Here is a 21,099-nt window from a genome sequence, read left to right on the forward strand (position 1 = left end):
CGATCTTGTCGGGGTGACCCTCGGTCACGGACTCCGAGGTGAACAGACGACGGGACACAACGCTCCCTGGGTTTGCAGCGGCTGCTGGCTGATCATTTGCGGACCGGCAGGGGGCTGCGCCCCGCGTCGTTCCGAGGACAGTTTATCGGGCGCTCTCGGCCGTTGGACCAGGTGTCTCGCACGTTGGGAGCCGGATCGGCCACATCTGCCGTATCGGCGGTAGGACGATCGGCTCTCACCGCAGACCGGAACGCCGGTTTTCTTGGGGTTTCATCCACCCAACGGGCGACATGAGAGATTCATCCAGATTTATCCGAGTCGGTGGTGTCCGAGGCCCGGAGCCGGGGCGCGACGAGATCCCACACGGTCTCCGCGAGGGCCTCCTTGGGCCCGTACGGTACGGGGGTTTCCGCGCCGTCGGCGGCCAGCACCACGGCCTCGTTCTCCTCCGAGCCGAAGGTCTTGCGCTCCCCCACCTCGTTCACCACGAGCAGGTCACACCCCTTGCGGCGGAGCTTGTCCCGACCATTGGCCAAAACATCATCGGTCTCGGCGGCGAAGCCGACGATCACCTGCTCCGGACGGGCGCGTTCGGCGGAGATCTCGGCCAGGACGTCCGGGTTGCGGACCAGCACGATGGGCGCCGGCTCCTGGCCGTCCTTCTTCTTGATCTTTCCTTCGGCGTACGTGGCGGGGCGGAAGTCCGCGACGGCCGCGGCCATCACCACGGCGTCCGCGTCGGCCGCCGCCTTGAGCACCGCCTCGCGCAGCTGGACGGCGGTGCCCACGTGGACCACGTCGACGCCCGCCGGGTCCGGCATGCCGGTGTTGGCCTCGATCAGCGTCACCCGGGCACCCCGGGCGGCGGCGGTCCTGGCCAGGGCGTACCCCTGCTTGCCGGAGGAACGGTTCCCCAGGTACCGCACCGGGTCCAGCGGCTCGCGCGTACCGCCCGCGCTGACCACGACGTGGCGGCCCGCGAGGTCGGGCTCGGCGGCGGTGCCGCGCGCGAGGACCCGGCGGCAGATCTCGAATATCTCGTCCGGGTCGGGCAGCCGGCCCTTGCCGGTGTCGACGCCGGTGAGGCGGCCGATCGCCGGCTCGATCACCACGGCGCCCCGGCGCCGCAGCGTGGCGACGTTCTCCTGGGTGGCGGGGTGCTCCCACATCTCGGTATGCATCGCGGGTGCGAAGACGACCGGGCATCGGGCGGTCAGGAGCGTGTTGGTGAGCAGGTCGTCGGCGAGGCCGTGGGCGGCTTTGGCGAGCATGTCGGCGGTGGCGGGGGCGACGACCACGAGGTCGGCGTGCTGCCCGATGCGTACGTGCGGGACCTCGTGGACGTCCGACCAGACCTCGGTCGAGACCGGGTTCCCGGAAAGCGCGGACCAGGTGGCGGCGCCCACGAAGTGCAGGGCGGCGTCGGTCGGGACGACCCGTACGTCATGGCCGGACTCGGTCAGCCGTCGCAGCAGCTCGCACGCCTTGTAGGCGGCGATGCCACCGCTGACCCCGAGGACCACCTTCGGCTTGTCCACTCAACGCCTCCCGGCTCCGGCTCGCTGCTCTCGTTACTACGGTCTCCATGACACACCACAGGCCCGGCGGAGTGTCCACCGGGCCTGTCATGACTCGTGCAGTGGGGCGCCTACTGGGCCGGGCCCTCGATGGCCTCGGAGGTCAGCAGACCCGCGTTGATCTCACGCAGGGCGATCGAGAGCGGCTTCTCGTGGACGTGGGTGTCCACCAGCGGACCGACGTACTCCAGCAGGCCCTCACCGAGCTGCGAGTAGTACGCGTTGATCTGACGCGCACGCTTGGCCGCGTAGATCACGAGGCTGTACTTCGAGTCAGTGGCCTCGAGCAGCTCGTCGATCGGCGGGTTGATGATGCCCTCGGGCGCGGTGATGGAAGAGGACACGCTCTACCTTCCGAAAAACTTCTGGAAAATGGGACAAAGATCAAACAACTTGCATCAAGGCTAGCAGCTCACGGGCTACGTCCTCGACGGAGGTGTTGACGAGGGTGGTGTCGAACTCGGATTCCGCCGCGAGTTCGATCTTGGCTGTTTCGAGGCGCCGCTCGATGACCTCCGGCGGCTCCGTGCCGCGGCCGGTCAGCCGGCGGACCAGCTCGTCCCAGCTGGGCGGGGCCAGGAAGACCAGCTGGGCCTCCGGCATCGACTCGCGGACCAGCCGCGCGCCCTGGAGGTCGATCTCCAGCAGCACGGGCTCGCCCGTCTCGAGCCGCTCCAGCACCGCACGGCGCGGGGTGCCGTAGCGGTTGCCGGCGAACTCGGCCCACTCCAGCAGCTCGCCGTTGGCGATCAGCTTGTCGAACTCGTCGTCGCCGACGAAGTAGTACTGCACACCGTCCCGCTCGCCGGGTCGCGGCTTGCGGGTCGTGGCGGACACCGACAGCCAGACCTCGGGGTGGACCTTGCGCATATGAGCGACGACCGTGCTCTTGCCGACCCCGGAGGGGCCGGAGAGCACGGTCAGTCGCGGACGTACGTCCGGGGGCTCGGGGGCGGTCCCCCGGGATGTTGCAGCCATGGGGCGATTATTCCAGGTTTACTCCCGTGCCCCGGACGTCAGGCCCCGGTGCTGCCGAACTCGCGCTCCAGGGACGCGATCTGGTTGGAGCCGAGACCCCGCACACGACGGCTCTCGGAGATGCCGAGCCGCTCCATGATCTGCTTGGCGCGGACCTTGCCCACGCCGGGCAGGGACTCCAGGAGGGCGGAGACCTTCATCTTGCCGATGACCTCGTTCTCCTGGCCCTGCTTGATGACCTCTTGGAGCGAGGCGCCGGAGTGCTTGAGTCGATTCTTGACCTCGGCCCGCTCCCGGCGAGCCGCGGCGGCCTTTTCGAGCGCGGCTGCGCGCTGTTCAGGGGTAAGGGGCGGAAGAGCCACGCCTACGTCACCTCGGATGTCGAACTGTCGGATACGGACCGGTGAGGAACCTAGTCGGCCCACACCAGGGGAGCAACGAGCAACGCAGTGCACGTTGGCTCTGCGACGGAGACTAGCGGCCATGGCCGCCAGAGTCAGCGAGAACGAAGGAAAAGTCCTGGTCAGCATCGACCTACCCAGACATTTAAGACATAACGACTCCGTTTTGCGCGCAGATTCCGACGGCGGCGAGCACAGGCCGGTCGAACGTGAGCCGCATCACACCTCGAAGCCGCCCCGAACGCGGGAACCCACGGTCACGTCGCGGTGACCGTGGGCTCCGACCGTACGGGTGGCGTGCGGCGTCAGGCGCCGACCGCCGCCCGCACCTCGTCCGCGTACCGCTGCGCCGCCTCGCGCAGCGTCGCCGCGTCCGGACCGTGGCGCAGTACGCCCCGGCTGACGCTGGGCACGACATTGCGCACGGCCGCGCCGAAGACGCCCGGCAGATCGGCCGGGGTCGCGCCCTGGGCGCCGATGCCGGGGGCGAGCAGCGGGCCGTTGATGTCCAGGTCGTACGAGGAGAGGTCGCCGAGCGTGGCGCCGACGACCGCGCCGAAGGAGCCCAGGGGCGTCTCCCCCGCGTTGTCCTCGGCGAGGTGGGCGAGCATGGTCGCGGCGATGGTGCGCCCGGCCGGGTCCTCGGTGCGGACCGCGCGCTGCACCTCGGCGCCCTCCGGGTTGGAGGTGAGGGCGAGGACGAAGAGGCCGCATCCGCTTTCGCGGGCCAGGTCGACGGCCGGCTTGAGCGAGCCGTAACCGAGGTACGGGGAGACCGTCAGCGCGTCGGAGAAGAGCGGGGAGTCCTTGCGCAGGTACGTCTCGGCGTAGGCGGCCATGGTGGAGCCGATGTCGCCGCGCTTGGCGTCCATCACGACCAGCGCGCCCGCGTCCCGCAGGTCGGCGACGGCCTTCTCCAGCACCGCGATGCCGCGCGAGCCGAACCGCTCGAAGAAGGCGCTCTGCGGCTTGAAGACGGCGACCCGGTCGGCCAGCGCGTCCACGACCGTGCGGGTGAAGCGCTCCAGGCCCGCCACGTCGTCGTTCAGCCCCCAGGCGGACAGCAGGGAGCCGTGCGGGTCGATACCGACGCACAGCGGGCCACGGGCGTCCATGGCGTGCCTCAGACGGGCGCCGAAGGGTTCGAGCGGGCTCATACGGCGGCCTTTCGGGTGTCGGCGCCGACGGCCTCGGCGAGGGTGGCGTACGGGGAGGCGTTCAGCCGGGCGGCGAGGCCCTTGTGGATGGCGCGGGCGTAGAAGGGACCCTCGTAGATGAAGGCGCTGTAGCCCTGGACCAGGGTGGCGCCGGCGAGGATGCGCTGCCAGGCGTCCTCGGCGTTCTCGATGCCGCCGACGCCGACGAGCGTGATGCGGTCGCCCACGCGCGCGTAGAGGCGGCGCAGCACCTCCAGGGAGCGCTCCTTGAGCGGCGCCCCGGACAGGCCGCCGGTCTCGGCCACGAGAGCGGGGGCGGACTTCAGGCCCTCGCGGGCGATGGTGGTGTTGGTGGCGATGATGCCGTCCAGGCCCAGCTCGACGGCCAGATCGGCGACCGCGTCGACGTCCTCGTCGGCCAGGTCGGGCGCGATCTTGACGAGGAGCGGGACGCGGCGGTCGGTGACCGTGCGGTCGGCGGCCTCGCGTACGGCCGTCAGGAGGGGCCTGAGGGACTCGGTGGCCTGGAGGTTGCGCAGCCCCGGGGTGTTCGGCGAGGAGACGTTGACGACCAGGTAGTCGGCGTGACGGGCGAGCCGCTCGGTCGACTTCACGTAGTCGGCGGCGGCCTCGGCCTCCGGGACGACCTTCGTCTTGCCGATGTTGACGCCGACGACCGTCCTGAAGACCGGCACGCGCGCGTGGAGGCGGGCGGCGACGGCGGCCGAGCCGTCGTTGTTGAAGCCCATGCGGTTGATCAGGGCGCGGTCCGCGACGAGGCGGAAGAGGCGCTTCTTGGGGTTGCCGGGCTGCGGCTCGCCCGTGACCGTACCGATCTCGACGTGGTCGAAGCCGAGCATGGCCATGCCGTCGATGGCGACGGCGTTCTTGTCGAAGCCGGCGGCGAGCCCGAAGGGGCCGTGCATGCGCAGGCCGAACGCCTCGGTGCGCAGCTCCTTGTGGCGGGGCGCCAGGACGGCGGCGACGAAGGTGCGAAGGACGGGGATGCGGGCGGCGAGCCGGATCCAGCGGAAGGCCAGGTAGTGGGCCTGCTCCGGGTCCATGCGGGTGAAGAGCAGCCGGAAGAAGAGCTTGTACATGGTGGTGGTGTCCTCATGAGGAGGGGGACACCGTTTCCGGTGTCCCCCTCGTGGGCTGCTAGTCGCGGGCCGCGGTCAGGTGTTCCGCGTGTTCCTGGAGGGAACGTACGCCCACGCCGCCGTGGTTGAGCGCGTCGATGCCCTGGACGGCCGCGGCGAGCGCCTGGACCGTCGTCAGGCACGGGACGCCGCGGGAGACCGCCGCGGTGCGGATCTCGTAGCCGTCGAGGCGGCCGCCGGTGCCGTACGGGGTGTTGACGATGAGGTCGACCTCGCCGTCGTGGATGAGCCGGACGATGGTCTTCTCGCCGCCCGGGCCCTCGCCCTCGGACTGCTTGCGCACCACGGTGGCGTTGATGCCGTTGCGCTTGAGGACCTCGGCGGTGCCGGAGGTGGCCAGCAGCTCGAAGCCGTGGGCGACCAGCTCGCGCGCCGGGAAGATCATCGAGCGCTTGTCGCGGTTGGCGACCGAGATGAACGCGCGGCCCTTGGTGGGCAGCGGGCCGTAGGCGCCGGCCTGCGACTTGGCGTACGCCGTGCCGAAGACCGCGTCGATGCCCATGACCTCGCCGGTGGAGCGCATCTCCGGGCCGAGGACGGTGTCCACGCCACGGCCGTGCACGTCGCGGAAGCGCGACCACGGCATGACGGCCTCCTTGACGGAGATCGGCGCGTCCAGCGGCAGGGTGCCGCCGTCGCCGTTCTTCGGCAGCAGGCCCTCCTCGCGCAGCTCGGCGATGGTGGCGCCCAGCGAGATGCGGGCGGCGGCCTTCGCCAGCGGCACGGCGGTCGCCTTGGAGGTGAAGGGGACCGTACGGGAGGCGCGCGGGTTGGCTTCCAGGACGTACAGGATGTCGCCGGCCATCGCGAACTGGATGTTGATCAGGCCGCGGACGCCCACGCCGCGCGCGATCGCCTCGGTCGAGGCGCGCAGCCGCTTGATGTCGAAGCCGCCGAGGGTGATCGGGGGCAGGGCGCACGCCGAGTCGCCGGAGTGGATACCGGCCTCCTCGATGTGCTCCATGACGCCGCCGAGGTACAGCTCGGTGCCGTCGTACAGGGCGTCGACGTCGATCTCGATGGCGTCGTCGAGGAACCGGTCGACGAGGACCGGGCGGGTCGGGGAGATCTCGGTGGACTCGGCGATGTACGCCTCCAGGCGCGCCTCGTCGTACACGATCTCCATGCCCCGGCCGCCGAGCACGTACGACGGGCGTACGAGGACGGGGTAGCCGATCTCGTCGGCGATGGCCTTGGCGCCGGCGAAGGTGGTCGCGGTGCCGTGCTTGGGGGCGGGCAGCCCGGCCTCGGCGAGGACCTGGCCGAAGGCGCCGCGGTCCTCGGCGGCGCGGATGGCCTCCGGCGGAGTGCCGACGACCGTCACGCCGTTGTCCTTGAGCGCCTGGGCGAGGCCCAGCGGGGTCTGGCCGCCGAGCTGGACGACGACGCCCGCGATGGGGCCGGCGAGGGACTCGGCGTGGACGATCTCCAGCACGTCCTCGAGCGTCAGCGGCTCGAAGTACAGGCGGTCGGAGGTGTCGTAGTCGGTCGAGACGGTCTCGGGGTTGCAATTGACCATCACGGTCTCGTAGCCGGCCTCGCTGAGCGCGAAGGAGGCGTGGACGCACGAGTAGTCGAACTCGATGCCCTGGCCGATGCGGTTCGGACCGGACCCCAGGATGATCACGGCGGGCTTCTCGCGCGGCGCGACCTCGCTCTCCTCGTCGTACGAGGAGTAGAAGTACGGGGTCTTCGCGGCGAACTCGGCGGCGCAGGTGTCGACCGTCTTGTAGACCGGGCGGACACCGAGGGCGTGCCGGACCTCGCGGACGACGTCCTCGCGCAGGCCGCGGATCTCGGCGATCTGGACGTCGGAGAAGCCGTGGCGCTTGGCCTCGGCGAGCAGCTCGGGCTCGAGCTTCTCGGCGGCGGCCAGCTCGTCGGCGATCTCCTTGATCAGGAAGAGCTGGTCGACGAACCAGGGGTCGATCTTCGTCGCGTCGAAGACCTCCTGGGGCGTCGCGCCGGCGCGGATGGCCTGCATGACGGTGTTGATGCGGCCGTCGGTGGGGCGCACGGCCTCGCGCAGCAGCTCGTCCTTGTCGCCGGGCTCGCCGGTGAAGGTGAACTGGCTGCCCTTCTTCTCCAGGGAGCGCAGCGCCTTCTGGAGGGCCTCGGTGAAGTTCCGGCCGATGGCCATCGCCTCGCCGACCGACTTCATGGTGGTGGTCAGCGTGGAGTCGGCGGACGGGAACTTCTCGAAGGCGAAGCGCGGCGCCTTGACGACGACGTAGTCGAGGGTCGGCTCGAAGGACGCCGGGGTCTTCTCGGTGATGTCGTTGGGGATCTCGTCGAGCGTGTAGCCGACGGCGAGGCGGGCCGCGATCTTCGCGATCGGGAAGCCGGTGGCCTTGGACGCCAGCGCGGACGAGCGGGAGACGCGGGGGTTCATCTCGATGACGATGACCCGGCCGTCCTCGGGGTTGACCGCGAACTGGATGTTGCAGCCGCCGGTGTCGACGCCGACCTCGCGGATGATCGCGATGCCGACATCACGGAGGGTCTGGTACTCACGGTCGGTGAGCGTCATCGCCGGGGCGACGGTGATCGAGTCACCGGTGTGCACACCCATCGGGTCGAAGTTCTCGATGGAGCAGACGACCACGACGTTGTCGTGCTTGTCGCGCATCAGCTCCAGCTCGTACTCCTTCCAGCCGAGGATGGACTCCTCCAGGAGCACCTCGGTGGTGGGAGACAGCGTCAGGCCCTGGCCGGCGATGCGGCGCAGCTCCTCCTCGTCGTGGGCGAAGCCGGAGCCGGCGCCGCCCATGGTGAAGGAGGGGCGCACGACGACGGGGTAGCCGCCGAGCGTCTCGACGCCCTTGAGGACGTCGTCCATGGAGTGGCAGATCACCGAACGGGCGGACTCGCCGTGCCCGATCTTCTTGCGGACCTCCTCCACAACACCCTTGAACAGGTCGCGGTCCTCGCCCTTGTGGATGGCCTCGACGTTGGCGCCGATCAGCTCCACGCCGTACTTCTCCAGCACACCCTGCTCGTGCATGGAGATGGCGGTGTTGAGCGCGGTCTGGCCGCCGAGGGTGGGCAGGAGCGCGTCGGGGCGCTCCTTGGCGATGATCTTCTCGACGAACTCGGGGGTGATCGGCTCGACGTACGTGGCGTCGGCGATCTCCGGGTCGGTCATGATCGTCGCCGGGTTGGAGTTCACCAGGATGACGCGCAGGCCCTCGGACTTGAGGACGCGGCACGCCTGGGTTCCGGAGTAGTCGAACTCGGCGGCCTGGCCGATGACGATCGGGCCGGAGCCGATGACCAGGACGGACTGGATATCGGTGCGCTTAGGCACGCTCGGCCTCCATCAGGGATACGAAGCGGTCGAAGAGGTAGGCGGCGTCGTGCGGGCCGGCGGCCGCTTCGGGGTGGTACTGGACGCTGAAGGCCGGCTGGTCGAGCAGCTGGAGGCCCTCCACCACGTTGTCGTTGAGGCAGACGTGGGAGACCTCGGCGCGGCCGTAGGGGGTGTCGGACACCTTGTCGAGGGGGGCGTCCACGGCGAAGCCGTGGTTGTGCGCGGTGACCTCGACCTTGCCGGTCGTACGGTCCTGCACGGGCTGGTTGATGCCGCGGTGGCCGTACTTCAGCTTGTAGGTGCCGAAGCCCAGCGCGCGGCCCAGGATCTGGTTGCCGAAGCAGATGCCGAACAGGGGCGTCCTGCGCTCCAGGACGGCCCGCATGACGGAGACGGGGCCGTCGGCGGTGGCGGGGTCGCCGGGGCCGTTGGAGAAGAACACACCGTCGGGGTTGACGGCGTACACGTCCTCGGCGGTGGCCGTGGCGGGCAGCACGTGCACCTCGATGCCGCGCTCGGCCATCCGGTGCGGGGTCATGCCTTTGATGCCGAGGTCGACGGCGGCGACGGTGAACTTCTTCTCACCGATCGCGGGGACGACGTACGGCTCGGTGGTGGCGACCTCGGCGGCGAGGTTCGCGCCCTTCATCTGCGGGGCGGCCTGCACCTTGGCGAGCATCTCCGCGTCGCCGGCGACCGCGGCGCCGGAGAAGATGCCGACGCGCATGGCGCCGCGCTCGCGGAGGTGGCGGGTGAGGGCGCGGGTGTCGATGCCGCTGATGCCGACGACGCCCTGGGCGGCCAGCTCGTCGTCGAGGGTGCGGCGGGAGCGCCAGTTGGACGGGATGCGGGCGGGGTCGCGGACCACGTACCCGGAGACCCAGATCTTCTTGGACTCGGGGTCCTCGTCGTTGACACCGGTGTTGCCGACGTGCGGCGCGGTCATCACGACGACCTGGCGGTGGTACGACGGGTCGGTCAGGGTCTCCTGGTAGCCGGTCATGCCGGTGGAGAACACGGCCTCGCCGAAGGTCTCCCCCACGGCCCCGTAGGCACGGCCGCGGAAGGTGCGGCCGTCCTCCAGGACGAGTACGGCGGGAGTCTTGGCGGCTCCCCTGGTGGAGGTCGTCATCGTGCGGCGCCTTCCGTCGTAGTGATCATGGTGTTCAGATTGTCGACCCAGGCGGGGTGCTCCGCCGCCCGGTCGGAGCGGAAGCCGGAGTCGATCAGGGTGTCGCCGTGCTCCCAGGTGACGACCAGCAGGCCGCCCTCGGTGAGGACCTTGCCCGCGATGCCCTTGTCGAGCCGGGCGCCGCGCAGCTGCCCGGCCGGGACGAAGAAGTCGGTGGCCCCGGGGCGTACGACTTCCAGGCCCGCGTCGGTGAGCGTCAGCTCGGCGCGGCTGCGGGTGCCCAGGCCGTGGGCGACGATCCGGTCGAGCCACTGCCCGGCGGTGGTGGAGCCGTGGTAGCGGCCGGCCATCGTCAGTTTCGCCGTGCCGGGGGTTTCCGGCATTCCCGGCAGCTCGGGCAGGTCCGACTGGAGGCTGCCGCGCCACTTCCATCCCTGGCGCATCAGCCAGTAGACGAGCGCGACGAAGAGCAGCAGCCCGGCGACCCAGCCGAGCCGGGCGGCCCAGTCGGTCACCTCCGCCGACTTCTGTTCCGCGGCCAGTTCGAAGAGTGTCACGCCAGCTTCCCGTCCATGAGCGTCGCCCGGCCCCGCAGGAAGGTGTGGGTGACGCGCCCCGGCAGCTCACGGCCCTCGTAGGGGGTGTTGCGGCTGCGGGAGGCGAAGCCCGCGGGGTCCACGGAACCACGGTATGCCGGATCGACCAGGGTGAGGTTGGCGGGCTCACCAGCCGAGACGGGGCGGCCGTGGCCGGTGGCGCGGCCGATCTGCGCGGGCTTGAACGACATGCGGTCGGCGACGCCCGCCCAGTCCAGCAGCCCGGTCTCGACCATCGTGTGCTGGACGACGGACAGCGCCGTCTCCAGGCCCACCATGCCCATGGCGGCCGCGGCCCACTCGCAGTCCTTGTCCTCGTGCGGGTGCGGGGCGTGGTCGGTGGCGACGATGTCGATCGTGCCGTCCGCCAGGGCCTCGCGCAGCGCCATCACGTCGCGCTCGGTGCGCAGCGGCGGGTTGACCTTGTAGACCGGGTTGTACGAGCGGACCAGCTCGTCCGTCAGGAGAAGGTGGTGCGGGGTGACCTCGGCGGTGACGTCGATGCCGCGCGACTTGGCCCAGCGGACGATCTCGACGGACCCGGCGGTCGACAGGTGGCAGATGTGGACGCGGGAGCCGACGTGCTCGGCGAGCAGCACGTCGCGGGCGATGATCGACTCCTCGGCGACGGCCGGCCAGCCGCCCAGGCCCAGCTCGGCCGAGACGACGCCCTCGTTCATCTGGGCGCCCTCGGTGAGGCGGGGCTCCTGGGCGTGCTGGGCGACGACGCCGCCGAAGGCCTTCACGTACTCCAGGGCGCGGCGCATCATCACGGCGTCGTCGACGCACTTGCCGTCGTCGGAGAAGACGGTGACGCCGGCGGCGGACTCGTGCATGGCGCCCAGCTCGGCGAGCTTCTTGCCCTCCAGGCCGACGGTGACGGCGCCGATGGGCTGGACGTCGCAGTAGCCGTGCTCCTGGCCGAGCCGGTAGACCTGCTCGACGACACCGGCGGTGTCGGCGACCGGGAAGGTGTTGGCCATGGCGAACACGGACGTGTAGCCGCCGGAGGCGGCCGCGCGGGTGCCGGTGAGGACCGTCTCGGAGTCCTCACGGCCCGGCTCGCGCAGGTGGGTGTGCAGGTCGACCAGGCCGGGCAGCAGGATCTGCCCCTCGGCCTCGACGACGGTCGCGCCGTCGGCGCTCAGGCCGGTGCCGACGGCCTCGATGGTCTCGCCGTCGATCAGGACGTCCTGGGCCTCGCCGCCGAGTACCTTCGCACCACGGATCAGGATCTTGCTCATGCTTACTTGCTCTCCTCGGTACGGGTCTGGCTGACGGCGGATTCGTTGCCGCCCAGGAGCAGGTACAGGACGGCCATGCGGATGGAGACACCGTTGGCGACCTGCTCGACGACCGTGCAGCGGCCGGAGTCGGCGACCTCGGCGGTGATCTCCATGCCACGCACCATCGGGCCGGGGTGCATCACAATGGCGTGCTCGGGCATCTTCGCCATGCGCTCGCCGTCCAGGCCGTAGCGGCGCGAGTACTCCCGCTCGGTCGGGAAGAACGCGGCGTTCATGCGCTCGCGCTGGACGCGCAGCATCATCACGGCGTCGGACTTCGGCAGGGTGCTGTCGAGGTCGTACGACACCTCGCAGGGCCAGGTCTCGACGCCGACGGGGACGAGGGTGGGCGGGGCGACGAGGGTGACCTCGGCGCCGAGGGTGTGCAGCAGGTCGACGTTGGAGCGGGCGACCCGGCTGTGCAGGACGTCCCCGACGATCGTGATGCGCTTGCCGGCGAGGTCCTGGCCGAGGCCGGCGTCCCGGCCGACCAGGCGGCGGCGCATGGTGAAGGCGTCCAGCAGCGCCTGCGTGGGGTGCTGGTGGGTGCCGTCACCGGCGTTGATGACGGCCGCGTCGATCCACCCGGAGGTGGCCAGGCGGTACGGGGCGCCCGAGGCGCCGTGCCGGATGACGACGGCGTCGACGCCCATCGCCTCCAGGGTCTGCGCGGTGTCCTTGAGCGACTCGCCTTTGGAGACCGAGGAGCCCTTGGCACTGAAGTTGATGACGTCGGCGGAGAGGCGCTTCTCGGCGGCCTCGAAGGAGATGCGGGTACGGGTCGAGTCCTCGAAGAAGAGGTTGACGACGGTGCGGCCGCGGAGGGTGGGCAGCTTCTTGATCGGCCGGTCGGCGACCCTGGCCATCTCCTCGGCGGTGTCGAGGATGAGGACGGCGTCGTCGCGGGTGAGGTCGGCGGCCGAGATGAGGTGGCGCATCATCGGGGGGTGTTTCTCCGGTTTTGTGGAGGTGAGGGCCGGGAGGTGACCTGTTCGCGGACAGGCCCAGCGGGCGTGGGGGCGTGCGGCGGCGGCACTCCGTACGAAGGGGTCGTACGGAGGTGCTACTGCCCGCCCGCCGGGGCGGTGGGGGCGGTCTCCCGGACACCGAGCAGCACGGTGTCGCGACCGTCCTCCTCGGCGAGCTGGACCTTGACCGTCTCCCGCAGCGACGTGGGGAGGTTCTTGCCGACGTAGTCGGCGCGGATGGGGAGTTCGCGGTGGCCGCGGTCGACGAGGACCGCGAGCTGGACGGCGCGCGGGCGGCCGATGTCGCCGAGCGCGTCGAGGGCGGCGCGGATGGTGCGGCCGGAGAAGAGCACGTCGTCGACGAGGACGACGAGCCGGCCGTCGATGCCGTCGCCGGGGATCTCGGTGCGGGCGAGCGCGCGGGCGGGCCGCATCCGGAGATCGTCGCGGTACATGGTGATGTCGAGCGAGCCGACCGGCATCTTGCGGCCGGTGATCTGCTCGAGCTTGTCGGCGAGGCGGCGGGCGAGGAACACGCCACGCGTGGGAATGCCGAGGAGGACCACGTCGTCGGCGCCCTTGGCACGCTCGACGATCTCATGGGCGATACGGGTCAGAACCCGTGCGATGTCGGGGCCCTCGAGGACGGGGCGCGCGGCATCGGACTGCTGAATGGCGTCCATACGAAACGGACCTCCTTCTCCGCCTCACGGGACGGACCTTAAAGGACGTCGGAATTGCGCCACCCACGGTACCAGGACCCGGCGGCTGCTCCGGCCCCGGAGGTGGAAGACCGTCGGTACGGACCATTCGGCTTGACGCAGCCAAGTAACGCTGCGTAACCTCACAGTGAGTTACCAGCCTTCGTCCCGGGAGCTATATGTCCAGCGAATACGCAAAACAGCTCGGGGCCAAGCTCCGTGCCATCCGCACCCAGCAGGGCCTCTCCCTCCACGGTGTGGAGGAGAAGTCCCAGGGCCGCTGGAAGGCCGTGGTGGTCGGTTCGTACGAGCGCGGCGACCGTGCCGTGACCGTACAGCGCCTCGCCGAGCTGGCCGACTTCTACGGCGTCCCGGTGCAGGAGCTGCTGCCGGGCACCACGCCGGGCGGGGCCGCCGAGCCGCCGCCGAAGCTCGTCCTGGACCTGGAGCGCCTGGCTCACGTCCCCGCGGAGAAGGCGGGCCCGCTGCAGCGGTACGCCGCGACGATCCAGTCGCAGCGCGGCGACTACAACGGCAAGGTGCTGTCGATCCGACAGGACGACCTGCGCACACTGGCGGTCATCTACGACCAGTCCCCCTCGGTGCTGACCGAGCAGCTGATCAGCTGGGGCGTGCTGGACGCGGACGCGCGCCGCGCGGTGGCGCACGAAGAGGCCTGATCTCCGGGCCTGCCACAGCAGAAACGTTGCCGCCGCCGGGTGCGGGGGCGCCCCCGGGCGCCCCACCGCACCCGGCGGTTTGCGTACCGGGCGGTTCGCCTACCGCGAGGCTGCCTGCCCAGGCGGGCCTCGCCTCCCCGGGGCGGGTTCCGCAGCCGGGGGCGGGCTTGCCTGCCGGGCGGGTCCCGCAGCCGGACAGGCCTCCCTACCGGGCGGGTTCCGCAGTCCGGGGCGGGCTTGCCTGCCCGGCTGGGCTTGCTTCCCGGGCGGGACATGCAGCCCGGCGGGGCTTTGCTACCGGGGCTGGACTGCCTCGCCTTCGGCTTCGCTACCCGGGCGGGACATTCCTGCCCCGCGGGCTTGCCTGCCCCCGCGGGGCATACAGCCCGTCCGGCTCGGCTTCCCCGGGCGGGACACGCCCGCCCGGCGGGTTCGCATGCCGGGTCGGGCATTACCGCCCCGGGGGCTTGCAGCCCGTTCGGGCTCTGACGCTCCCGGTGAGGGCTCCGCGGCCGGTCGGCTCGGCTCGGCTCCGTTCGGGAGCATGCCGAAGGGCCCGCCGCGCGGGTGCGCTGCGGGCCCTTCGTACAGGCTCGGGTCAGTCCCGGTCAGTCGCGGCGGAGCTTCGGCTTGAGGTCCTTGAAGCGGGCCAGCATGCCGTTCACGAACGACGGGGACTCGTCGGTGGAGAACTCCTTGGCGAGCTGTACCGCCTCGTCGATCGCCACCGCGTCCGGGGTGCCGTCCACCCACACCAGCTCGTACGTACCCAGGCGCAGGATGTTCCGGTCGACGACCGGCATCCGGTCCAGCGCCCAGCCCTCCGCGTAGGTGGCGAGGAGCTCGTCGATCCGGCCGGCGTACTGCGCGTACCCCTCGACGAGCTCCATCGTGTACTCGCTGACCGGCGGCTGCCGGTCGTCGGACCGGGCGTGCCGGACCCAGTCCGCGAGGACCTCCTGCACGGACGCACCGCGCTGGTCGGCCTCGAAGAGGATCTGGAAGGCGCGCTTACGGGCCTTGTTCCGGGCAGCCACGGTTAGCTGTTCACCCGGCCGAGGTAGTCGCTCGTACGGGTGTCGACCTTGATCTTCTCACCGGTGGTGATGAAGAGCGGGACCTGGATCTGGTGGCCGGTCTCCAGGATGGCCGGCTTGGTGCCGCCGGTGGAGCGGTCGCCCTGGACGCCCGGCTCGGTCTCCTGGATGGTCAGCTCGACGGCGGCCGGGAGCTCGACGTAGAGCACCTCGCCCTGGTGCGTGGCGACGGTGGCGATGAAGCCCTCGACCAGGAAGTTCGCGGCGTCGCCGACGGCGGCGCGCGAGACGTGCAGCTGGTCGTAGGTCTTCGTGTCCATGAAGACGAAGTACTCGCCGTCCATGTACGAGAACTGCATGTCGCGGCGGTCGACGGTGGCCGTCTCGACCTTCACACCGGCGTTGAACGTCTTGTCGACGATCTTGCCGGAGAGCACGTTCTTGAGCTTGGTGCGCACGAAGGCCGGGCCCTTGCCGGGCTTGACGTGCTGGAACTCGACCACGGACCAGAGCTGGTCGTTGTCGAGCTTGAGCACCATGCCGTTCTTGAGGTCGTTCGTGGAAGCCACGGTTGCGGAATCTCCTGGACTGACGCTGGTGGACGACCGAGGCGTGGTGCGTCACGCGCTACAGCGCGAGCAGCTCCTTGGTCGTGATGGTGAGTAGCTCGGGTCCGCCGTCCGCCTCCTGGCGTACGACGAGCGTGTCATCGATCCGGACGCCGCCCCGGCCCGGGAGGTGGACCCCCGGTTCGACGGTGACCGGCACACAAGCGTCCAGTTTACCCATGGCGCCGGGTGCCAACTGCGGGTCCTCCTCGATTTCGAGCCCGACGCCGTGTCCGAGGAAGGGCGCGACGCACTCGCCGTACCCCGCCGCGTCGAGGATCTGGCGCGCCGCGCGGTCCACGTCGCGGTACGCGGTGCCGGGGGCCAAGGACTCGCGGGCGGCACGCTGAGCGGCGAAGACGAGGTCGTACAGCTCGATCTGCCAGTCGGCGGGCGAGGTGCCGATGACGAAGGTGCGGCCGATCTCGCAACGGTAGCCGCGGTAGTTGGCGCCCAGGCAGACGGAGAGGAAATCGCCCTCCTCCACCCGGCGGTCGGACGGCCGGTGGCCGCCGCGGCCCGCGTTCGGGCCGGTGGCGACGGAGGTGGTGAACGCCGGGCCGTCGGCGCCGTGGTCGACCAGGCGGCGTTCCAGTTCGAGGGCGAGGTGGCGTTCGGTACGGCCGACGAGGATCGATTCGAGGAGCTCGCCGAGCGCCTGGTCGGTGATCTCCGCCGCGATCCGGAGGCAGGTGATCTCGTCCTCGTCCTTGACGATCCGCTCCTGCTCGATGGCGGTGCCCAGGTCCGCCAGGCGTACGTGTGGGGCGACCGAGCCCATGGCGCGGTGGCGGGTGACGGTGAGGTGGTGCTCCTCCACCGCGAGGGTGTCCGCCCCCGCCTTGCCCGCGATGTCGACGGCCGCGACCGCCGGGTCGCCGCCCGACGCGGGCAGGACCACTTGGCGCAGCTGCTCGTCGAGGCGGCCCTCGACCGGGTCGCCGGAGGGCGGACGGGGGCAGAGCAGGACGTCGTCGCCCGCGCCCAGCAGCAGGACGGAGCCCGGGGGCGCGCCGCCCGCGAGATAGCGGACGTTGGCGGGGCGGGAGACCAGGGCCGCCGCAGAGCCGGACGCCGCGCACCGGTCGCGCAGCCGCCCTCGGCGGTCCGCAAACACCTCTGACATGCCCCGAGCCTACGAGCGTGCGCCCGCCTCGGCAGGTCGGGCAGGTCCGGACGGGGCCCGCTCGGACCGCCCTCGACCTGCTCGGCGCGCTCACCGCCACCGGCGGCCTCGGCCTCGTCGCGTACGCGCTCGTCGGGCGCAGTCCCGTAGCGGGCCCAACCTCTGCGGGGACGACCCTGCACGGCCCCACCCCGGCCGTACGCCGACTGCGGCTAGAACGCCGGGGGGCTCGCGATGGCGCGGGCCAGGACGTCGTCCAGGGCGCGGGCGGTGGTTTCCACGTCGTACGTCGAGTTGTCGATGATCGGCAGGCCGGAGCCGTACCAGCCGGCCATCCGGCCGTGGATGCCGGCGACCTCCTCGTCGGAGAGGCGGCGGTTGCCGGAGCGTTCGGCGTTGCGCTCCAGGACGATCTCGAGTCCGGGGAGCAGCACGACGGGGAGGAGGCCGGGGCCTACGTGGCGTTTCCAGCCGCCGAGGCCGACGACGGGGCGGTCGGGGAAGACGGCGTCGTCGAGGATGCAGGAGATGCCGTTGGCGAGGAAGTTCCGCGCGGCGAAGCCGCAGGTGCGGCGGGCCAGGCGGTACTGCGCCTCGGACTGGTCGTTCCAGCCGGACTGGGGGTCGGCGAAGCCGGCGCAGACCCATTCGCGTACGTCGTCGAGGCTGATGTGCGCGGTGGGTACACGGCGGTTCTGGGCCCAGTGCCGGGCGACCGTGGTCTTGCCGGCGCCCGCCGGGCCGATGAGGAGGACGGCGAGCGTCGCGGTCCCGGTGCCCTGTTCGGCGGGCGGCGGCGGGGCCGGGGCGGCGACCGGGCCGCCGGGCGGGAGGTGGATGTGGCCGGTGGTGTCGCGTGGGGGCGGGGCGGCGGACGGGTGGTGCGGACCGGGCGCGGCCCAGCCGGGCGCGGGCGGGGGGCCCTGCGGCGGCGGGCCCGGGTGGTGGGCGGCCTGGTTCATCCATCCGGTGGCTGCGTGCCCCGGCTGGTGGGGCGGCGGCAGCGGAGCCCCCACTGCGTGCTGCATCCGGTGCCACTCCGTCTCGTGCGACTGTCACTGGTCGGGCGCCCGTTCGGGTCGCCCGTTACCGAACCGTACCCTCCCCGGCCGGCTGTATGGGAACGGCCGGGGACGGTACGGAGTGCCCGTCAGCCGAGTTCGTCGGCGAGGGCGCGCAGGGCGAGCCGGTAGGAGCCGATGCCGAAGCCCGCGATGGTGCCGCTGGCGACCGCCGCGACGACGGAGGTGTGGCGGAACTCCTCACGCGTGTACGGGTTCGAGATGTGCACCTCGATGAGCGGTGCGGTGCGCTGGGCGGCGGCGTCGCGCATCCCGTACGAGTAGTGGGTGAACGCGCCCGGGTTGAGGACGACCGGCAGCTGTCCGTCGGCTGCCTCGTGGAGCCAGCGGATCATCTCGCCCTCGTCGTTCGTCTCGCGTACGTCGACGTCGAAGCCGAGCTCCTTGCCGAGGGACTGGCAGGCGGAGACGAGTCCGGCGTAGGAGGTCGCGCCGTAGACGTCCGGTTCGCGCGAGCCGAGGCGGCCGAGGTTGGGGCCGTTGAGGACCAGGACCTTGCGGGTCACGCGGAGACCTCCCCGTACGCGGCGACGAGGACGGCCGGGTCGGGGCCCTCGAGGACGGTCGGCTTGGCGAGGCCGTCGAGGACGATGAAGCGCAGCAGGTCGCCGCGGGACTTCTTGTCGACCTTCATGGTCTCCAGCAGCTTGGGCCACTGGTCGCCGCGGTAGGTCAGGGGCAGGCCGACGGACTCCAGGACGGTGCGGTGCCGGTCCGCGGTGGCGTCGTCCAGGCGGCCCGCGAGGCGGCCGAGTTCGGCCGCGAAGACCATGCCGACCGAGACGGCGGCGCCGTGGCGCCACTTGTAGCGCTCGTTCTTCTCGATGGCGTGGGCGAGGGTGTGGCCGTAGTTGAGGATCTCCCGGAGGCCGGACTCCTTGAGGTCGGACGAGACGACGTCGGCCTTGACGCGGATCGCCCGTTCGATCAGCTCCTGGGTGTGGGGGCCGGTCGGGGTGCGGGCGGCCTGCGGGTCCTGCTCGATCAGGTCGAGGATGGCGGGGTCGGAGATGAAGCCCGCCTTGATGACCTCGGCCAGCCCGCTGACGTAGTCGTGGACCGGGAGCGAGTCGAGGGCGGCGAGGTCGCACAGGACACCGGCCGGAGGGTGGAAGGCACCGACGAGGTTCTTGCCCTCGGCGGTGTTGATGCCGGTCTTGCCGCCGACGGCCGCGTCCACCATGGCCAGGACCGTGGTGGGCACCGCGATCCAGCGCACGCCGCGCAGCCAGGTGGCCGCGACGAAGCCGGCCAGGTCGGTGGTGGCGCCGCCGCCGACGCCGACGATGACGTCGGTGCGGGTGAAGCCGGACTGGCCGAGCGCCTTCCAGCAGTAGGCGGCGACCTCTGCGGTCTTGGCCTCCTCCGCGTTGGGCACCTGGATCGCGACGGCCTCGTACCCCTGCTCGGCGAGGTCGGCGCGCAGCGCCTCGCCGGTCTCGGCGAGCGCCTCGGGGTGGATGACGGCCACGCGCTTGGCCCGGTCGCCGACGAGGCCGGGCAGCTCGGCGAGCAGCTGCCGGCCGACCAGCACCTCGTACGGGTCGGTGCCGGCCGAGCCGCCCACCTGGATACGGGTCACTGCCTGGTCAGTCACTTCTTCAGCTCCAGTGCGTCGAGGACCGCCTCGGCGACCTCTTCGGGGGTCTTGTCGTCGGTGGCCACGACCACCCGGGCGACTTCGGTGTACAGGTGGCGCCGGGCCTCCATCAGCTCGCGCCACTGGCGGCGCGGGTTGACGGCGAGGAGGGGGCGGGCGGTGTTGAGGCCGACGCGGCGGACCGCTTCCTCGACGTCCATCGAGAGGTAGGCGACCGGGAGCCCCGAGAGGCGTTCCCGGGTGCCGGCGTCGAGGACGGCGCCGCCGCCGAGGGCGAGGACGCCCGTGTGCTCGGCGACGGCGGCCCGTACGGCCTCGCGCTCAAGGGCACGGAAGTGCTCTTCGCCGTCCTCGATGAAGATGTCGGAGATCTCGCGCCCCTCGGCGGCCACGATGTCGGCGTCGGTGTCCCGGTAGGGCACGCCGAGTCGCTCGGCGAGCAGCGCGCCCACGGTGGACTTGCCGGAGCCCATCGGCCCGACCAGGACGATCAGCGGGCCGGTGCTCACCGGATGTGGAGGTTGTCGAGGTACGAGCGGACGTTGCGGCGGGTCTCGGTGACGCTGTCGCCGCCGAACTTCTCCGCGACCGCGTCCGCGAGGACGAGGGCCACCATGGCCTCGGCGACGATGCCGGCGGCCGGGACCGCGCACACGTCGGAGCGCTGGTGGTGCGCGGCGGCGGGCTCGCCGGTGACGACGTCGACGGTCTTGAGCGCCCGGGGAACGGTCGCGATGGGCTTCATCGCGGCGCGCACGCGTAGCAGCTCGCCCGTGGTCAGGCCGCCCTCGGTGCCGCCGGAGCGGCCGGAGGTGCGCCTGATGCCCTCGTCGGTGGAGACGATCTCGTCGTGGGCCTTGGAGCCGGGTACGCGGGCCAGGTCGAAGCCGTCGCCGACCTCGACACCCTTAATGGCCTGGATGCCCATGAGGGCGGCCGCCAGGCGGGCGTCCAGGCGCCGGTCCCAGTGGACGTGGGAGCCGAGGCCGACGGGCACGCCGTAGGCGAGGACCTCGACGACGCCGCCGAGGGTGTCGCCGTCCTTGTGGGCCTGGTCGATCTCGGCGACCATCGCCTTCGACGCGTCCGCGTCCAGGCAGCGCACGGGGTCGGCGTCCAGCTTCTCGACGTCGGCCGGGGTCGGGTAGACGCCGTACGGGGCCTTGGCGCTCGCCAGCTCGGTCACATGGCTGACGATCTCGATGCCGGCCGTCTCCTTCAGGTACGAGCGGGCGACGGCACCGAGCGCGACGCGCGCGGCGGTCTCGCGGGCGCTGGCGCGCTCCAGGATCGGCCGGGCCTCGTCGAACCCGTACTTCTGCATGCCGGCCAGGTCCGCGTGGCCGGGGCGGGGCCGGGTCAGCGGGGCGTTACGGGCCAGTTCGGCGAGCTCGTCCGGGTCGACCGGGTCGGCCGCCATGACCTTCTCCCACTTGGGCCACTCGGTGTTGCCGACCATCACGGCGACGGGCGATCCCATGGTCAGGCCGTGGCGTACGCCACCGAGGAAGGTCACCTCGTCGCGCTCGAACTTCATGCGGGCGCCGCGCCCATAGCCGAGGCGCCGACGGGCCAGGTGGTCCGCCACCATCTCCGTGGTGATCGGCACACCGGCGGGAAGACCCTCCAGCGTCGCCACCAGTGCGGGGCCGTGCGACTCCCCGGCGGTCAGCCAGCGCAACCTGCTCAACGGTGCTCCT

At 71.3% G+C, this 21,099-nt stretch carries 21 protein-coding genes; 1 reads left to right on the forward strand and 20 read right to left on the reverse strand.

Features of this window, described 5'->3' with window-relative positions; translation table 11 throughout:
• Nucleotides 1-299: 299 nt before the first annotated feature.
• The 12 genes from coaBC to pyrR all read right to left on the reverse strand — a co-directional run bounded on the left by coaBC (nt 300) and on the right by pyrR (nt 13,248).
• Nucleotides 300-1,538: a bifunctional phosphopantothenoylcysteine decarboxylase/phosphopantothenate--cysteine ligase CoaBC gene (gene coaBC / locus BKD26_RS09490; protein ID WP_084897409.1), complete on the reverse strand. Its 1,239-nt coding sequence runs from the start codon at nt 1,536-1,538 to the stop codon at nt 300-302.
• A gap of 110 nt (nt 1,539-1,648) precedes the next feature.
• On the reverse strand, nt 1,649-1,921 hold the full coding sequence (gene rpoZ / locus BKD26_RS09495) for a DNA-directed RNA polymerase subunit omega (protein ID WP_005319902.1): 273 nt from the start codon (nt 1,919-1,921) through the stop codon (nt 1,649-1,651).
• A 40-nt stretch (nt 1,922-1,961) separates the two neighbouring features.
• On the reverse strand, nt 1,962-2,555 hold the full coding sequence (gene gmk / locus BKD26_RS09500; RefSeq protein WP_084897410.1) for a guanylate kinase: 594 nt from the start codon (nt 2,553-2,555) through the stop codon (nt 1,962-1,964).
• 38 nt (nt 2,556-2,593) lie between these two features.
• On the reverse strand, nt 2,594-2,917 hold the full coding sequence (locus BKD26_RS09505) for an integration host factor (protein WP_064068014.1): 324 nt from the start codon (nt 2,915-2,917) through the stop codon (nt 2,594-2,596).
• Nucleotides 2,918-3,261: 344 nt separating this feature from the next.
• Complete coding sequence (pyrF, locus tag BKD26_RS09510; RefSeq protein WP_084897411.1) at nt 3,262-4,113, reverse strand: orotidine-5'-phosphate decarboxylase; 852 nt, start codon at nt 4,111-4,113, stop codon at nt 3,262-3,264.
• Nucleotides 4,110-5,213, reverse strand: coding sequence for a quinone-dependent dihydroorotate dehydrogenase (locus BKD26_RS09515; protein WP_084897412.1), 1,104 nt, complete (start codon nt 5,211-5,213; stop codon nt 4,110-4,112). Before BKD26_RS09515 ends, pyrF begins: the two co-directional genes overlap by 4 nt.
• Before the next feature lie 58 nt (nt 5,214-5,271).
• Nucleotides 5,272-8,580, reverse strand: a complete 3,309-nt coding sequence (gene carB, locus BKD26_RS09520; RefSeq protein WP_084897413.1) for a carbamoyl-phosphate synthase large subunit — start codon at nt 8,578-8,580, stop codon at nt 5,272-5,274.
• A complete protein-coding gene (gene carA, locus BKD26_RS09525; protein ID WP_084897414.1) occupies nt 8,573-9,715 on the reverse strand; it encodes a glutamine-hydrolyzing carbamoyl-phosphate synthase small subunit in 1,143 nt (380 codons plus the stop codon). Before carA ends, carB begins: the two co-directional genes overlap by 8 nt.
• Complete coding sequence (locus tag BKD26_RS09530; RefSeq protein WP_084897415.1) at nt 9,712-10,272, reverse strand: hypothetical protein; 561 nt, start codon at nt 10,270-10,272, stop codon at nt 9,712-9,714. The genes carA and BKD26_RS09530 overlap by 4 nt, the downstream gene beginning before the upstream one ends.
• Entirely contained in the window at nt 10,269-11,555 is a 1,287-nt protein-coding gene (locus tag BKD26_RS09535) for a dihydroorotase (RefSeq protein ID WP_084897416.1), read from the reverse strand. Before BKD26_RS09535 ends, BKD26_RS09530 begins: the two co-directional genes overlap by 4 nt.
• Nucleotides 11,556-11,557: 2 nt before the next feature.
• A complete protein-coding gene (locus BKD26_RS09540; RefSeq protein WP_084897417.1) occupies nt 11,558-12,538 on the reverse strand; it encodes an aspartate carbamoyltransferase catalytic subunit in 981 nt (326 codons plus the stop codon).
• 122 nt (nt 12,539-12,660) lie between these two features.
• Nucleotides 12,661-13,248, reverse strand: a complete 588-nt coding sequence (gene pyrR / locus BKD26_RS09545) for a bifunctional pyr operon transcriptional regulator/uracil phosphoribosyltransferase PyrR (protein ID WP_084897418.1) — start codon at nt 13,246-13,248, stop codon at nt 12,661-12,663.
• Between the two features lie 197 nt (nt 13,249-13,445).
• On the opposite strand from pyrR, the gene bldD reads away from it, so the two are divergent.
• Nucleotides 13,446-13,946, forward strand: coding sequence for a transcriptional regulator BldD (gene bldD / locus BKD26_RS09550; RefSeq protein ID WP_064068023.1), 501 nt, complete (start codon nt 13,446-13,448; stop codon nt 13,944-13,946).
• Nucleotides 13,947-14,554: 608 nt separating this feature from the next.
• Here bldD and nusB read toward each other — a convergent pair.
• The 8 genes from nusB to aroC all read right to left on the reverse strand — a co-directional run bounded on the left by nusB (nt 14,555) and on the right by aroC (nt 21,089).
• Nucleotides 14,555-14,983: a transcription antitermination factor NusB gene (gene nusB / locus BKD26_RS09555; RefSeq protein WP_084897419.1), complete on the reverse strand. Its 429-nt coding sequence runs from the start codon at nt 14,981-14,983 to the stop codon at nt 14,555-14,557.
• A 2-nt stretch (nt 14,984-14,985) separates the two neighbouring features.
• Entirely contained in the window at nt 14,986-15,552 is a 567-nt protein-coding gene (gene efp / locus BKD26_RS09560) for an elongation factor P (protein ID WP_084897420.1), read from the reverse strand.
• Between the two features lie 58 nt (nt 15,553-15,610).
• Entirely contained in the window at nt 15,611-16,717 is a 1,107-nt protein-coding gene (locus tag BKD26_RS09565; protein WP_084897421.1) for an aminopeptidase P family protein, read from the reverse strand.
• A gap of 212 nt (nt 16,718-16,929) precedes the next feature.
• Nucleotides 16,930-17,745 carry a Pro-rich N-terminal domain-containing protein gene (locus BKD26_RS09570; RefSeq protein ID WP_084897422.1) on the reverse strand — a complete coding sequence of 272 codons (816 nt, stop codon included), beginning with the start codon at nt 17,743-17,745 and terminating at the stop codon, nt 16,930-16,932.
• 122 nt (nt 17,746-17,867) lie between these two features.
• Nucleotides 17,868-18,305 carry a type II 3-dehydroquinate dehydratase gene (gene aroQ / locus BKD26_RS09575; RefSeq protein ID WP_084897423.1) on the reverse strand — a complete coding sequence of 146 codons (438 nt, stop codon included), beginning with the start codon at nt 18,303-18,305 and terminating at the stop codon, nt 17,868-17,870.
• Nucleotides 18,302-19,396, reverse strand: a complete 1,095-nt coding sequence (aroB, locus tag BKD26_RS09580) for a 3-dehydroquinate synthase (RefSeq protein ID WP_084897424.1) — start codon at nt 19,394-19,396, stop codon at nt 18,302-18,304. The genes aroQ and aroB overlap by 4 nt, the downstream gene beginning before the upstream one ends.
• Entirely contained in the window at nt 19,393-19,908 is a 516-nt protein-coding gene (locus BKD26_RS09585; protein WP_084897425.1) for a shikimate kinase, read from the reverse strand. The genes aroB and BKD26_RS09585 overlap by 4 nt, the downstream gene beginning before the upstream one ends.
• Entirely contained in the window at nt 19,905-21,089 is a 1,185-nt protein-coding gene (gene aroC, locus BKD26_RS09590) for a chorismate synthase (protein WP_084897426.1), read from the reverse strand. The genes BKD26_RS09585 and aroC overlap by 4 nt, the downstream gene beginning before the upstream one ends.
• Nucleotides 21,090-21,099 lie beyond the last annotated feature (10 nt).

Source organism: Streptomyces sp. CB03238 (assembly GCF_002099185.1).
Taxonomy (GTDB): Bacteria; Actinomycetota; Actinomycetes; order Streptomycetales; family Streptomycetaceae; genus Streptomyces.

Excerpts from the sequence above, each read along its gene's own strand:
- carA (WP_084897414.1), bottom strand. The coding sequence starts at position 9,715 with ATGACGACCTCCACCAGGGGAGCCGCCAAGACTCCCGCCGTACTCGTC.
- pyrR (WP_084897418.1), bottom strand. The coding sequence starts at position 13,248 with ATGGACGCCATTCAGCAGTCCGATGCCGCGCGCCCCGTCCTCGAGGGC.
- BKD26_RS09540 (WP_084897417.1), bottom strand. The coding sequence starts at position 12,538 with ATGATGCGCCACCTCATCTCGGCCGCCGACCTCACCCGCGACGACGCC.
- BKD26_RS09515 (WP_084897412.1), bottom strand. The coding sequence starts at position 5,213 with ATGTACAAGCTCTTCTTCCGGCTGCTCTTCACCCGCATGGACCCGGAG.
- gmk (WP_084897410.1), bottom strand. The coding sequence starts at position 2,555 with ATGGCTGCAACATCCCGGGGGACCGCCCCCGAGCCCCCGGACGTACGT.
- BKD26_RS09535 (WP_084897416.1), bottom strand. The coding sequence starts at position 11,555 with ATGAGCAAGATCCTGATCCGTGGTGCGAAGGTACTCGGCGGCGAGGCC.
- BKD26_RS09570 (WP_084897422.1), bottom strand. The coding sequence starts at position 17,745 with ATGCAGCACGCAGTGGGGGCTCCGCTGCCGCCGCCCCACCAGCCGGGG.
- BKD26_RS09565 (WP_084897421.1), bottom strand. The coding sequence starts at position 16,717 with ATGTCAGAGGTGTTTGCGGACCGCCGAGGGCGGCTGCGCGACCGGTGC.
- bldD (WP_064068023.1), top strand. The coding sequence starts at position 13,446 with ATGTCCAGCGAATACGCAAAACAGCTCGGGGCCAAGCTCCGTGCCATC.
- pyrF (WP_084897411.1), bottom strand. The coding sequence starts at position 4,113 with ATGAGCCCGCTCGAACCCTTCGGCGCCCGTCTGAGGCACGCCATGGAC.